Here is a 13,986-nt window from a genome sequence, read left to right as displayed (position 1 = left end):
TCTTCCTTTCAACTGTTTATGGTTCTAGTCTAACATAGAGAGTCTGCTATTCTGCTAGATGAGTTTCCAAAAAATTTGTAATTTCCGGATCTCCTTTTGCCATCCGATCGGCAACGTCCTTCTTCCATTTTTCCGGATCGTCTGCATACATGGATAAATCTTCACCAAAAAGAGACTGAAGCTCGTCTTTTGTCACTTTTAAAGACATCGGCTTCTCCGTTTCGATTTTCAATTCAGCCCACTCTGCATTTTCAATCAGGATGAGCAGGGAGGCTGCGTTATTCAGCAGCACCTTTTGACTGTTTTTCGCATCCCAGCTGTTTTCAAAAGAAGCATCATTCTGACCATTCTTCAGCCCGTACGTGACCGTCAGGCCATAAGGCTTTTCCTTCGTATGAAGCTGCAGTGTTTTTACATACTGACTGCCTGGAAGCTGGCTTAAGATCCCGCCTACAGCGCTATTGTCTCCAACGAATGTGTGTTTCTCATCTGCAAGAACTCTCTGGGCTGCGGCTTCCCCAGACTCTCCAGATTGGCAGCCTGCAGAAAGAGTTACTGCACCTGTTAAAAATAAAAACGCCAGCCATTTTTTCAAAAAACCGCCTCCCATATGCTATACGATCCATAAGGAAATAAGTTCCCATTTTCAGCGCGGTTTTGCCACAATTCCATTATGAACTTTAATGAAGCCGTGGCGGAGAATTTCAAAGCCGCCTTCATACACATAAAGCCCCATCTGCCGGATATCCATGAGCTCCCGGTACGTATGGTTCATTACATCGGCCATGATGGTGTAGAAAAGCTTGGATTTCAATTGCAGCCTCGGTGTTGTCATAATGACATAGCCCCCCGGCTTTAAAAATTTGCGGTGCCAATCCAGCGCCTCATGCTTCAGCTCATCCGGAAAATGCTCTAACAAACCGACGCTTAAGACAATGTCGAACTCTTTTCCGAATTGTAAATTCCTTATATCTTCAACCAAATAGGTGATGTTCATCTGATCCTTATACCACACCTTCATATGGCCCGTCTGCGGGTTCGTTCCAAGGAAGGGATACGTATCAGGAAAGTGGCCAAAACGGTCGGTTTTGCAGAATTCATCATAATCAGCCATCACAATCTCACCGCCGGGGTACATGGCATAAAGCTGCATGGCTTCATACCCTTCTGCAGCGCCAAGGAAGAGGATTCTCGGTTTATGGACGTCCAATCCTTCAAACAGGGCGCGTTTGCCCCTTGGATCCCAGACACCATCCTCAATTCGGTGGGCATAGTTCCATAATGATAAGCGGACGGTTTCCCCTAATGCTTCTTTAACTTCCGAAAACCGGAATCTGGAGAGGTGCTGCTTCAGTTCGCGCTTGCTTTGGGTTAGTTCATCCGGTACGTCCTTCACAAACCATTCGTGAAAGGACCGGTTAAAGTATTCCCATGAAGCTTTTACGGACATTTCCCCGTTCTCGCGTTCATACTCACGTTTGGATTTAGCGGCGGTTTTCACTTCATACGGCTTCCCGGCCTCTTTCCAGGTCAAATTAGACCAATCACTGACTAGACCTGCATTAAAAAACTTTTCATTTTCCTTCGCATGTCTCATGTCCACCCTGTAGCTCGGCAGCAGCTCCGTAATACCTGCATCATCTTCCGTATACCGCAATGAATGTTGAACCGCATTTATTAATTCCATATGAATACGCTCCCTTCCAATTTACGCGTAGCAGAATTATTGCTGACAAGAGGGGGAATAGTTAGCAGATGTGTTTTCTATATAATAGTTCCACAATTTTTTTTCATACCCTTCTGAAAAAAAACACTTTTGATATACGCGAAACAGTGGTAAGATAATAAATGTTTTTTTACTATAACTATAGGTGGCGAGTAAATTGTCAGATGATTCAAAACAACGTGATAAATTTGTCCCTTACGTTCCTTCATCTAAATCTTTGCCTGAACTGACTGTAACCGCTATTGTTCTTGGTATTATTTTAGCGGTCGTGTTTGGTGCAGCGAATGCCTACTTAGGACTTCGGATTGGTTTAACGGTATCAGCATCTATTCCTGCTGCGGTTATTTCAATGGCGATTTTAAGAGGATTATTTAGAAGGAACTCGATTTTGGAAAACAATATCGTTCAGACGATGACGACAGCAGGAGAGGCGGTTGGAGCCGGAGCGGTATTCACCCTTCCTGCCTTATTTCTTTGGGATGTGGATGTCAGCCAGGGGCTGATTATCTTCGTTGTCCTTACCGGGGGATTCCTTGGTGTATTTATGATGGTGCCTCTTCGTCAGCTTTTAATTGTCAGAGAGCATGAGATCCTGCCTTATCCGGAAGGCACAGCTTGTGCTGAAGTGCTTAAATCCGGTGAAGAAGGCGGAAACAGTGCGAAGCTGATTGGAATCGGCCTGTTAATCGGCGGAGGTTTTAAAGCACTTGGCGATGGATTTAAATTGTTCAAGACGGAAGTGGAAACCGGCATAACAAACTTTAAAAATGCCGTAGTCGGAATTGATACACTGCCTGCCCTTCTCGGTGTCGGCTATATTATCGGACCTAGAGTTGCCGGTCAAATGCTTGGCGGCGGACTTCTTGCCTGGATCGTTCTGATTCCTGCAATCGGCTTCTTCGGAGGCGGTTCTGACGCTGCAATCTTCCCTGCTGTTGCCCCAATCAGCGAATTGGATGCATGGGGTATTTGGGAAGGGTATATCCGCTATATCGGTGCCGGAGCGGTTGCAGTAGCCGGTTTGATTACCTTGGTTAAATCTCTTCCGACCCTTTTCAGTTCGGCGTTTGCTACATTCAAAGGGGTTCGTGATAATAGAGGGAATCTGCAGGCAGCACCAATCCGGACAGAGCAGGACATTCCGATGAAATATGTATTGATCGGAATCCTTGCACTTGTTTTGATTATCGCGTTCGTTCCTGTTACGCAAATCGGAATCATTGGCGCAATTGCCATTGCGATTTTCGGATTTTTATTTGTTTCCGTGGCATCCCGTATTGTCGGAGTCGTCGGAAGCTCTTCCTCTCCTGTTTCAGGAATGACGATTGCAACACTGCTGATTGTTACGGTTGTGTATAAAGCAACCGGATTCTCCGGCATGGATGGAATGGTTGCTGCCCTTCTCGTAGCTGCAATCATCTGTACAGCCCTTGCTGTTGCAGGAGATATTTCCCAGGATTTAAAAACCGGCTACATTGTCGGAGGAACGCCTTGGAAGCAGCAGGTTGCAATGATGATTGGTGTCGTTGCATCCGGTTCCCTGATCGGATTCATTCTAATCTTGATGGACAATGCGTACACCATGGGTTCAGCTGATCTTCCTGCACCGAAAGCCGCGTTAATGAAAATTTTGGCTGAGGGTGTTCTTGGCGGAGATCTTCCATGGGATCTAATCTTTATTGGAGCGGCAATTGCCGTAACGCTTGAATTCTTCGGTATGAATTCTCTTGTCGTAGCGGTTGGTATTTACCTGCCTGTTCACGTAAGCACACCCATTATGATTGGCGGATTTGTACGCTTCTTCATTGAGAAATTCTCAAAGACCAAAGAAGCTCTTGCAGAACGTACAGACCGAGGAACCCTGTTTGCATCCGGTCTGATTGCAGGAGAGGCTCTTATCGGAGTTGTCATTGCGATTCTCCTGTATTTTGAAGTAAACATTCCGGAAAATGCCCTGTTCCCTAGTGCATTGCTTCCGTTTATCCTATTCCTTCTTTTAGCGGTACTGCTTGGGTATGTATCGTTTAAAGGCAGCAAAAAGCGTGTTTAATAAGAAAAAAGAGAGGAACCTGCTTGAACTGGTTCCTCTTCTTGCTAATCATGTTGAACTGCAGATGAAGGACGGCGGCAAAGGGGTTTTAATCGTACAGCGGGCAAACTGGGCTGAACGATTTTCCATCCGTTTCTTGAAACAGCCTTCCTTTAGAACCATTCAGATGGATGAGTACGGGACGTATGCCCTCTCACAAATGAAGAATGATGCCACCGTGGCGGATCTGGCCAATGCTATGAGCGCCCATTTTGGGGAAGATGCCGAGCCCGTTCTCCCAAGGCTGACAAAATTTATTCAAATCCTGGAATCGCAGGAATGGCTAGTATGGAAAGATGAATGAACAAGAGGCTGTCCAAAAAGCATCGTAGATAAACCACTTACTATTTAACTTAGATTTGTTTGGGCTTATTTCCGCTGCAGGACTCCCTTTCCGCGGGGCGGGCGGTGAGCCTCCTCCTCGCTTCGCGACTGCGGGGTCTCACCTGTCCCGCTGCTCCCGCCGGAGTGTCGTCCTTCCGCTTCATTCAGCCTGACTCAAATTTTAAAATAAAACAGGGAAACGCTATAAAATGCGTCTCCCTGTTTTTGTTAATGTTACTTTCCAGACGTAGTTTCCCTGGTTTTACCATATAGCTTTTCAAATAAAGTCAGCATCTCACCATCCGTAAGATGCCTCCATTCCCCAAGCTCCGTCCCTTCCAGATTGATGTTCATAATCCGGATTCTTTCAAGTCTCGTTACATAGAAGCCGAGCTCCTTGCACATTCTTCTGATCTGTCTGTTCAGCCCTTGAGTCAATATGATTCGGAACGTGTCAGAGGATATTCGGCTTACTTTGCACGGATTGGTGACTGTCCCAAGAATGGCAACACCCGCTCCCATCTTTTCCAGAAATTCACCTCCGAACGGCTTGGTGACGGTCACCACATATTCCTTCTCGTGGCTTTTCTCAGAGCGAAGAATTCGATTTGATATATCGCCATCGTTTGTCATGATTAAAAGCCCCTGGGAATCCTTGTCCAAACGGCCAACAGGGAAAATCCTCACCGGATAGTCCATATACTCGAAAAGGTTATTACGCACGTCCCTGACAGCGGTGCACACAATGCCGGGAGGCTTATTTAAAGCGATATAGACAGGTTTTGGCTTATCAGGTATGGGCATCCCCATCACAAGAATGGCATCTTCCTCTGAAACGTCCTGACCGCGGACACAAACGCTGCCATTTACGGTAATACAGCCTTCTTCAATGAAACGGTCTATTTCTCTTCTGGACCAGTGCCCTGAGAGACTCATATATTTATTGATTCTCAAACTTCCGCCTGCTTTCGTTTTTTTCCATTCTCTATATTAAACGCTTTTTTCAAGGGAAGGGCAATGCTGGTTTTTTACCGGTTCAGAAGGTTATAGATCCACTCATCCCGGGAGGTGTTCCCGCCATATTTCTCTTCCGCCTCATTCGCTGTGCCAATAAAAGAAAAATTCCCATCCTTTAAAACACCGATTCTGTTAAACAAGGTCATAATTTCGTTTAAATCATGGGTCGTATAAACGATTGTTTTTCCTTCATTCGCAAGCTTTCTTACGAGACGGTTAATCTCAAGCTTCGATTGAAGGTCGATTCCGACAGTCGGCTCATCCATCAGCAAAATATCCGGCTGATGAATGAGCGCTGCGGCAATATTGAGCTTCCTTTTCATGCCCCCTGAGAGTCTGCTTACCTTCTCCTCCCACTGATCCTCGAGCTGAACGTCAGAACAAAGCTTCTTTAAGCTTTCTTCAGATGCCTTGATTTTGGCCAGCTTGCTGAACACGATCATGTTTTCCTTCACGGTATTTTGCTCCCAAAGAGCAATATCCTGCGGTACATAGCCGATGCATTCCCTGACCTTTCTTTTCTGCTTCCTGCTGTCCATACCGTTAATATGAGCCGTTCCAAAATCCGGTTGAGAAATCGCCGCGAGAATGGAAAGAAGGGTAGACTTGCCGGCCCCGTTCCTGCCAAGGAGCCCAAATACCTCACCTTTGGAGATCGTGAGAGACACCTCTTTAAGGGGCTGCTTTTTTCCATAGGTTTTGGTGACTTTATCTATATTAATCATCGGGTACTCCTTAAGCGAGACATTGAAATAAAGATAAGGATACTGCTCAGTGCTGCTGTAAGAATCAGCTTCAGCCAGATGGAGCCGCTATAAAGATCCCAGTTTAGAACAGGTGCCTGAGGCAGCCATTCCTGCAGGTTTTTCAGCTGCGGCAGAATTTCACCAGCAGGGACAACGCTTCCTCCAAGCAGGCTTACTGTAAAAATCCACACGGTACTTGCCGTGTAATAATTACCTGTATGCGGTGAAATGCTGGCGAGAAAAAAACTGACAGATAGCCCAAGCATCATGAAAATCACCATTGGAATGAGCAGCGTAATCGGCGTTCCGCTTTCAAGCCTGCCAATCATCCACCAGCTGACTGCAGCCTGTATTACATTCAGGGCTAGGTACGCAATGAAGGATTGCAAAATATAAGCATTGAGCCCTGCCGGTGTCGTCTGGATGCGTTTATAAAGAACGTCTTTTTCCTTTGGAATCCAGTCACATGTGAACATGCACAAGAGCAAGGCAGCTATCGTCCATATTCTAGCTGGAGACTCAAGCATTCCCGATCCGGAATCGGACTCCATTTCCGCGTTTTTTTCCTTCTCTGCAGCGACATACCGGATAGTCATGAGCGGCTTTGGCTCCCATTGCTGATCTGCGTATTGATAGGCTTCCTGCCAGATTCCTTCTATAGCTGAAAAATTCCCCTCATATTTCCGGGCAATTTTTTCCACCCGGTTTGCCGCTTTAGCACTGGATGTAAACCGGATCACTTCACTCGCAGCTATCTCCCGAACCACACCTGAGGCTACAGATAACGGAGAGGTCCGCATTTCAATAATGCCTTCTCTCTCACCATCCCTGATTGATTGTTTAAAGCCTTCTTTAATAATGAAAACCGTATCCGTTTCTTCTCTTAGCAGCAAATCTTTTGCATCCGCTTCGGTCGTTTGAGAAAGCTTAATCCGTTCCTGTTTTTCCAGTCTGTTTATGAAGGTTTTTGAAAAATCAGTCCGGTCCTGATCTACGATGGCTACCGGTACACTCAAATCCTCTTCGACATTTCCTGTGAATTCACTTACCCCGTATATGGCGGCAGCCGGCAAAAAGAGAAGGAGAAGAAGGAGAAATGGCTTTTTCAGTATTTGCATGAATGTATGATGCGCTATTCTCATCCTTTCGCCTCCATTCTCTTTTCTCTCAGGAACGCACCAAGTGATATAAGAATAATTAAGGCACATAACAGAATAAAGAGAGGTCCGAAATTAGCAGTCCCGCCTCCGAAAAGAGCGTATGTCAAATCCAGCGCGTACGTATTGATTGAGTACAATGAGTATGGTTCAAGCCATGCCGGCAAGTAAAAGGAAGGAATAAAATGCCCGCCCAGTACACAGCCTGTGGAAATAAATACAGCAGATACAAGCTGGAAAAGCCGGTCACTCGTGAAAATGGATGATACAAAACCAAATAGAGCCGTAAAAATCAGTAAGATCAAAATAGACCCTGCCCCTATTTCCAGCATGCGTTCTCCATTCCAGATATCAATCGCCTTTAAGGCATACACCCCTGCTGCAAGCAAGGGGAGCAGGAAAACACTTGCAGCCAGCCATTCGGAAAGGCTCAATCTCCAAGCACTCATTTTGTAAAGCAGCAAACGCGTCCGTATTCCAGACGTAATCTGCCCCCGCATAAAAAGTAAGATTTGATAGGCCCAAACCATAAGAAGCAGCGTGAAGATCGATATCCCGTAGTAGGAAAGGATATTCTTCAGAAATAAACTGCCTTCTTCCGTTTCGTCAAATATTTCATTTCTTCCGAGGGCATGCAAGGAAAAGGAGAGGACATCCTTTTTATATTCTGTCTTTCTGACTTCACTTGAAAGGTCCCCTTGAAGCATAAAATCATAGATGGTGTTAATTCCGCTTTGAGCAGCCGATGTATAATCAGCTGCACTTTCCATGACCTGGCGGAACAAATAGGCCTGAAGAGGCTTATTTTCATTTCCAATCACCGTGAGCGGGACATTTTCCCCGTTCATAATGGTTTTGCTGAAGTTTTCAGGCAGGATTGCCATGCCGGCAATTTTGTTTTCTTCAAGCAGCTTTCTCGCGTTCTCTTCAGTAGTTACCACAGGCTTTACAACACGTGTCAGTTCCTTATTGTCCGTCAGCTGTTTGATGACATATCCTGTCTGAAAGGTTTCATCCTGGTCTACAATTGCGGCCTTAAACGGTTCAAGGCGTTCCTTATTCGTGAACGCCTTTGCCGCAATATAAGCTGAACCGCCCATTAAGATGAGCGGGACAGAGAATAAGAGAATAAGAGTTTTCCATTTTCGGACAACGCCTTTCAGAAAGAACAGCGTCATATAAAGGAAAGATATCATTGCCTAACTTAAATGACTCCAAGCTGCATCATTAGATCCTGCAGTTTAGTGCCGGCTTTTATTTGGATGTCTGTCATTTGGGCAGGTGTAATGTTATTGATATTAACTTCATTGTCCAGATTAACTTTAGGAATATCGGCATTTTTCTTTAGTTTTGTCTTCGTGTCGATTTTTAAAGAAATAGATCCTTCTGCCATATCTGCACCACCATTGAGTTTAATTTCAAAAAGCTGGTTGCTGTAATTGTCCTTCACGCTTACATCCTGCTTTTGTGTAACATTACCCTCAATTTTAAACGGAGAATCCATTCCGTCTTCTGTACCTAATGAAAAGTCGCGTTTAATCGTTTGCTTCGCAGGATCTTTTCCGGAAAACTCTGATTTCATTGAGAAATTAAATGCTCCCTCAGCTGCTGGATCCTTGCTTGAGATTTTGCCTTTCAGGTTCTCTGTCCGGTTGGCATCATCTGTTTTTGCGATCTTGTTTGTTAATAGGATGGATGCACCCTCATCCTGATTATCAGAGACTAAATCCATTTTAAATTCCTGGTCTCTTTTCTTATCCCCGTCATAAGGAACGTCCATTGTATGAATGGAAACCTCATTTTTCGATCCGTTTTCCGTGTCCGTTACGGCCAGATCCATTTTGCGGTCAATGACCAGTTCATCACCGTTCACCATCAGCACGGAAGTAAATCCTTTAGGGATCTTTGCATCCTTCAAACCTTCTTTCGCGTCTTTCAGACCATCCACGAAATCAGATTTTACTGTTTCAGGGTCCATCATATCCATTTGGCTTGCTCCGGTATTCCCGATTTTCACTACCCTGTTCGCTATAATAGTATGAAGCTCTTTATCTTTAATCATTTGATCAAGTAAACGGCTGATCAGCGTTTTTGTTTCTTTTTCTGTTAATTTCATTGTAACCTGGGTTACACTCTGCTTTTCGCCGTTATGCTCATAAGAAACATTATCCTTTTTCGTGAAGAATTCATCCTTCAGCTGTTCATTTAAGAAGGACACATACGTATCCTGAAGGTGCTTCTGTTCCTTTTCATTCAGTTCAAAGTCTTTAATCGTAAGCGGCTGAAAGCTCAGCTTTTCAGGTCCGGAATAGGCTGGATCTACCTGTCTCATGAACTTGCCGTATTCATCTGAATTCAGGTAGAGGTACTTTTCATAAATTGAAGGTATTTTTGCAGCAACCTGTTCAGGTGATTGGTAAATTTCCATATCCAGAAGATTTTCTCCCTGAATAGCAATGCCTGCCTTCGTAAAGCTCTTATCTGATTTTGGATCCTGTTCAACATCCGTTGTAATGGCAGCCTCATTTATTAACTCCTGGATCATTTCAAACTCGGGAGGCAGTACTCCATCGGCTTCAACACCGCCTGTAACTTCTGTTTTTGTGCTGGAAGCCATTTCCGCGAACTTTTCCTGAAAATCAGCAAGCTCGCCGTTTTGATCTTCAAAATCCTCAGCTGCTTTTTGAAACGTTTTAAATTCGGAGAACAAGTAAACCTGTTTAGCCGATTTATTGAAAATTAAAGCGTAAGCTGCCGTGCCCCCGATTACTAAAAAAGCAACGATTCCTGCAATGACCCATTTCAGCGGAAATTTCCCCATTTGTCTGCTTGGAACCGTCTCCGTTGCTGCAGCGGCTTCAGATCTTCCTGTTCGATTTTCATTGTTATTCATGAACTCAATACCCCCTGGATTATGTAAGATTTTACTAAATCGTGGAAATCACCTAAACCATCATAAAAAAACACAAAGGTGAATACTATACATTCGACAATCTTTGCAAACAATAAGCAATTAGATCCGCAACTTTAGTTCTGATTATGAGGGTAGATGAGGTCTAATCTACCTATACCCAAGAAAAGGAAAATAAAACTAAAACAACCTTCTTTTTACATATTTTTTTCCGAAGTTTAAGGATTGCGTTTGATTCATTTAAACTACATACAATGGATAAACGGTCAGTTTGGATCGAATATTCACAGCACTCAGCGGGAAAAAAGCCATCAAAAAAGACAGGCATTAAGCCTGTCCAATCTTACTTCGCCGTTACTTTTATAAAATATACTTTCAGGTAATTTCCCTGCTTGTATTGCGGACTAGTCCGAAAGTCTTTTGGCAGCTTGTAGTTTTCCAGAATGCTGTACTTTGCGTTCGATTCTTTAAAGGCTTGATCGATAAACCCTTTAAATTTCTCGTCACTCACGTTGCTCGCATTTGTTGAGGCAACAATCACACCATTCCGGGCAGTCAGACTGATTGTATCCTTCAGCAGGTTTTTATAATCCTTGGCAGCACTGAACGTATGCTTTTTGGATTTTGCGAAGCTTGGAGGGTCTAGGATCACCAAATCATAGATTTTTTCTTTCTTAGCTGCATATTTAAAATATTTAAATACATCCTCCACGATTATCTCCTGCGCTTCGTGGTCAATTCCATTGATGCTGAATTGCTCAATCGTTTTCGGTAGGCTGCGGTTCGCCACATCGACACTCACCGTCTTAGAAGCCCCTCCCAGCGCAGCAAACACCGAGAACGCTCCTGTGTAGGAAAACATATTTAAAACCGTCTTATCCTTCGAATAGGCATCTCTAATTGCCTTGCGGACGTCGCGCTGGTCCAAAAACACCCCGACCATTGCACCTTTATTCAAATAAACCGCAAATTTTGCCCCGTTTTCTTTCACCAGAAGAGGATATGGAGCCTCCTCACCAGCAACAAAATCATCTTCTTCAATGTATTGGCCTTTATCATCAAATCGTTTCTTTTGATAAATCCCCTTTGGACGAATTGCTTTCTGAAGGGCGGCCATCACCTGGTCTTTAAATGCGTAAATTCCTTTGCTGTACCAATTGATGAGGCAGTAGCCTTCGAAGTAATCTATAGTTAGGCCGCCAATCCCGTCACCTTCGCCGTTAAACAGGCGAAAAGCTGTAGTATCTTCACTCTTCAGCATCGAGGACCTATAGTCTGCAGCTGCCACCATTTTTTTGTCAAAGAAAGGCTGGTCAATTGATTCACCTTTTTTGAAGGTCAAAATCCAGCCAATCCCTTTATTTTGTTTGCCATAATAACCTGTCCCTAAAAATGCCCCTTTTGAGTCGGTCAGAGTGAAAATCTCCCCTTCTTCTTTTAGGACACCCGGATTCGCCACTGCTTCCATTTCAACTAGGGGATACCCTTTTTGAAAGAGCTTGGCTGAAGCAGGTTTTGATTGAAGTTTTTTTTGCAATATAATCACTCCGTGTCATGTAATAGCTTTTTCAGCTTCCCTAATTGCAAAGTATAACATATTATTCCGGGCCCGCTCTTACTGCTAAGCAATTGGTGTAAATGGTAAAAATTCTAAGGTTCTGAACTTCCATTATGAAAGCTAAGCGAGAATTTCCTAGGCAATAATGTGTTTGAGAACACAAATAAGGCTCCCGCCACGGGAGCCTTATTTGTTCATACTTGACAGAAAATCTCCAAGAAGATCCTCTGCACTCTCTTCCTTTTCTTCTTCAGGTTCATGATTTCGAATCTGGTCTTGCATTTGATCGAAGCTGAAGCTCTCCAGATCATCATCCCCAGACTCTGCATCATCCAAGGGAAATTCCTCAGCAGGAACGGGAGTAAATGAACGCTGCTCTTGTTCCAGCGCTGCCCCTGTCTGATCCTCAAACATAATCAGTTCATCGGGATCCAGGGTATGGCTGTTCATGGAGGCAAGAAGCGCAGTCGCTCTCACCGGGTTGGCAAGCAGCTGGTGAATCATACTTCCGAGAAGCGCTTCTGAATGCTCATGTTTCAGCCAGTTTCTTTGTTCCTTCGTAAGCTGGCGGGGAAGGGGGATTGTGAGAGTTTGCCTTTCTTTAGAGAGGGATTCGCTCACTCCCTTCATGACAAACTCTCCAATTCTGCTGGAAAAATTGCGCTTTTCCATTTCCTTCAGCTTTGATAGCTGTTTCAACAGGTGATCGGGAGTATCAGAGGGGACCCTGAACGTGATCGCCTGGCCCCGCTCAATACGTTTATCCGACGGTTTCATCTAGTCATCACCTTATTTGGATGAGGAAGCCGGCTGCTTTTCATCCCTTTTTTCTTGTTTAGCTGTTTTGCGGACAAAATCCGAAATCAGCTTATAGTAAGCATTGGACATCATCCAGATGCTTTCTTTTTCATCTTCAAAGAACTCAATATTATAGCCATCAAGATTATTATTAAGCGCCTTAAGGTAATCCTTCAACACAGATGCCCCGCCGCCGACAAAGTAGCAGATCTCCGTTTGAGAGTTGCGCTGCCAAACATTGCGCAGGAAGCGATATTGTTTCTTCGCTAATTCTAAAAGAATACGGTCTGTAATATCATGTACGCTTGTACGGCTTCCTTTTACCATGATGTGGTTGCGGTCATTTTTGCGGGTGATGATTTCAACCACATCTCTGCGGCTATCAAGCTCCACACCATGCTTCGTAAGAATTTCTTCTCTGATTGCCTCAAGAGATTCAGAAACTCCCAAGTTAAAACCTTGCGCTTTATCATCATCCACATTACGGTTGCGGATGACAGCGATATCTGTCGAAAGGCCGCCGATGTCCTGGATGAGGATCCGCTTATCAATCAAATCTTTATTAATAATGTTTAAGTCATTATCCATAACAAGATTGACGTACGCTGCAAATCCCTCCGGATATACTTTCACTTCATCAAACTTGATATTAACCTTCAGCCCTTGATATTTCGGTGTTACCAGGAATTCTACCTGGTGGACAGAGCCAAGCAGCTGGGAGCGGTACCCAACATCCTTGCCTTCTTTTACTTCTCTTAAAGGAAGACCCGTTCCAAGCGTATAATTCGCATCGATTACCTGGTTGTTTTTCTTAAAGCCTTTTTCTGATGTTCCGTTAACTGCATCAAGAGCTAATGAAGCAAACAGCATAACAAGCGTCTGATCCTCTTCGGATTTGCTGCTTCCAGGATCCAGCTCCGTGGAATTATTGCTCTTTGCTGCAAGGCTTCCTACTCGATAAATCACATTGTTTTCTTTCAGGGCAGGGGAGTGCACACGGATGTGAATGTTCTCCAGCGGGTCTTTTTCATTTAATTCTTCAATTCCAATAACCGGACGATCTTCTAAATCTCTTGCAATTACATTTGGTATGTATAGTTCTGAGTCTAGTTTTCCGAACAATGCTTTAACTGCGTCGTTCCCGACATCGACTGCTGCAATTCTTGAAAGATTCATAGTCAACTTTCCCTTCTTCATTAAAGTTCCATATACCATTCGCTTACATGGTCTACTTTAAAGGTAATACATAAAAGGCTTTCTTTCAATACAGGTTTTAACGTTTTCATTTTTGTATACATGCAGACATTTCCGTACACAAAACTACTTAATTTGTAAACAAGTATACTTTATTGTACACATACCGTTAAATCAACATGTGTACTTGTTTGTTTACTTGTATACATTAAAGTGTACATACGAAAACAATTTGTATACAAGTAAACAATAGTGTAAACATCATGTTTTTTCCCAAAAAAAGTGAATTAAAAAATCTTTTTATGCCCTATATATTTATGCCAAAAAGATAGAGGTGTCTATATTTGTAAATTTTACAGAGAGCGCGATGCATCAAAATCTGGAAAATACTGAATGATCGAAAACGTTTCTAGATAAGAAGATTAAATAGAAGATAAAGAGGTAGGAAGAAAAGAGGAAAATCTCA

The 13,986-nt window shown here is 43.7% G+C and carries 12 protein-coding genes; 2 read left to right on the top strand and 10 right to left on the bottom strand.

Annotated features, from left to right (window positions below; translation table 11 throughout):
* Positions 1 to 46 precede the first annotated feature (46 nt).
* Together AS29_RS06340 and AS29_RS06335 are read right to left on the bottom strand one after the other, a co-directional pair.
* Positions 47 to 595, bottom strand: a complete 549-nt coding sequence (locus AS29_RS06340; RefSeq protein WP_051860777.1) for a DUF4825 domain-containing protein — start codon at positions 593 to 595, stop codon at positions 47 to 49.
* 51 nt (positions 596 to 646) lie between these two features.
* On the bottom strand, positions 647 to 1,687 hold the full coding sequence (locus AS29_RS06335; protein ID WP_051860778.1) for a class I SAM-dependent methyltransferase: 1,041 nt from the start codon (positions 1,685 to 1,687) through the stop codon (positions 647 to 649).
* Positions 1,688 to 1,883: 196 nt separating this feature from the next.
* Between AS29_RS06335 and AS29_RS06330 the strand changes: the two genes are divergently transcribed.
* Together AS29_RS06330 and AS29_RS06325 are read left to right on the top strand one after the other, a co-directional pair.
* Positions 1,884 to 3,776, top strand: coding sequence for an OPT family oligopeptide transporter (locus AS29_RS06330; RefSeq protein WP_035410359.1), 1,893 nt, complete (start codon positions 1,884 to 1,886; stop codon positions 3,774 to 3,776).
* Positions 3,769 to 4,119, top strand: a complete 351-nt coding sequence (locus AS29_RS06325; protein WP_051860779.1) for a PqqD family peptide modification chaperone — start codon at positions 3,769 to 3,771, stop codon at positions 4,117 to 4,119. The genes AS29_RS06330 and AS29_RS06325 overlap by 8 nt, the downstream gene beginning before the upstream one ends.
* Before the next feature lie 254 nt (positions 4,120 to 4,373).
* Here AS29_RS06325 and AS29_RS06320 read toward each other — a convergent pair whose 3' ends face one another.
* The 8 genes from AS29_RS06320 to AS29_RS06285 all read right to left on the bottom strand — a co-directional run bounded on the left by AS29_RS06320 (position 4,374) and on the right by AS29_RS06285 (position 13,502).
* Positions 4,374 to 5,093, bottom strand: coding sequence for a pseudouridine synthase (locus tag AS29_RS06320; protein ID WP_051860780.1), 720 nt, complete (start codon positions 5,091 to 5,093; stop codon positions 4,374 to 4,376).
* A 74-nt stretch (positions 5,094 to 5,167) separates the two neighbouring features.
* Positions 5,168 to 5,881 (bottom strand): ABC transporter ATP-binding protein, encoded by a 714-nt coding sequence (locus tag AS29_RS06315; protein WP_035410362.1) that lies wholly within the window; start codon positions 5,879 to 5,881, stop codon positions 5,168 to 5,170.
* On the bottom strand, positions 5,878 to 7,044 hold the full coding sequence (locus AS29_RS06310; protein ID WP_035410365.1) for an ABC transporter permease: 1,167 nt from the start codon (positions 7,042 to 7,044) through the stop codon (positions 5,878 to 5,880). The genes AS29_RS06315 and AS29_RS06310 overlap by 4 nt, the downstream gene beginning before the upstream one ends.
* Positions 7,041 to 8,255, bottom strand: a complete 1,215-nt coding sequence (locus tag AS29_RS06305; RefSeq protein ID WP_082883752.1) for an ABC transporter permease — start codon at positions 8,253 to 8,255, stop codon at positions 7,041 to 7,043. Before AS29_RS06305 ends, AS29_RS06310 begins: the two co-directional genes overlap by 4 nt.
* Positions 8,256 to 8,263: 8 nt before the next feature.
* On the bottom strand, positions 8,264 to 9,952 hold the full coding sequence (locus AS29_RS06300; protein ID WP_035410367.1) for a DUF6583 family protein: 1,689 nt from the start codon (positions 9,950 to 9,952) through the stop codon (positions 8,264 to 8,266).
* Positions 9,953 to 10,313: 361 nt separating this feature from the next.
* Positions 10,314 to 11,513 (bottom strand): class I SAM-dependent rRNA methyltransferase, encoded by a 1,200-nt coding sequence (locus AS29_RS06295; RefSeq protein ID WP_231889911.1) that lies wholly within the window; start codon positions 11,511 to 11,513, stop codon positions 10,314 to 10,316.
* A 201-nt stretch (positions 11,514 to 11,714) separates the two neighbouring features.
* The gene (locus AS29_RS06290; protein WP_035410372.1) at positions 11,715 to 12,305 is read right to left on the bottom strand and encodes a hypothetical protein; all 591 of its coding nucleotides are present in this window, start codon (positions 12,303 to 12,305) and stop codon (positions 11,715 to 11,717) included.
* A 12-nt stretch (positions 12,306 to 12,317) separates the two neighbouring features.
* On the bottom strand, positions 12,318 to 13,502 hold the full coding sequence (locus AS29_RS06285) for a ParM/StbA family protein (protein ID WP_035410375.1): 1,185 nt from the start codon (positions 13,500 to 13,502) through the stop codon (positions 12,318 to 12,320).
* Between the last annotated feature and the right edge of the window lie 484 nt (positions 13,503 to 13,986).

Origin of the sequence: Bacillus sp. SJS (assembly GCF_000732485.2) — a bacterium.
GTDB lineage: Bacteria > Bacillota > Bacilli > Bacillales > Bacillaceae > Metabacillus_B > Metabacillus_B sediminis.
The sequence above is the reverse complement of the archived record's forward strand: the minus strand, read 5'-3'. Positions and strand labels throughout refer to the sequence as shown.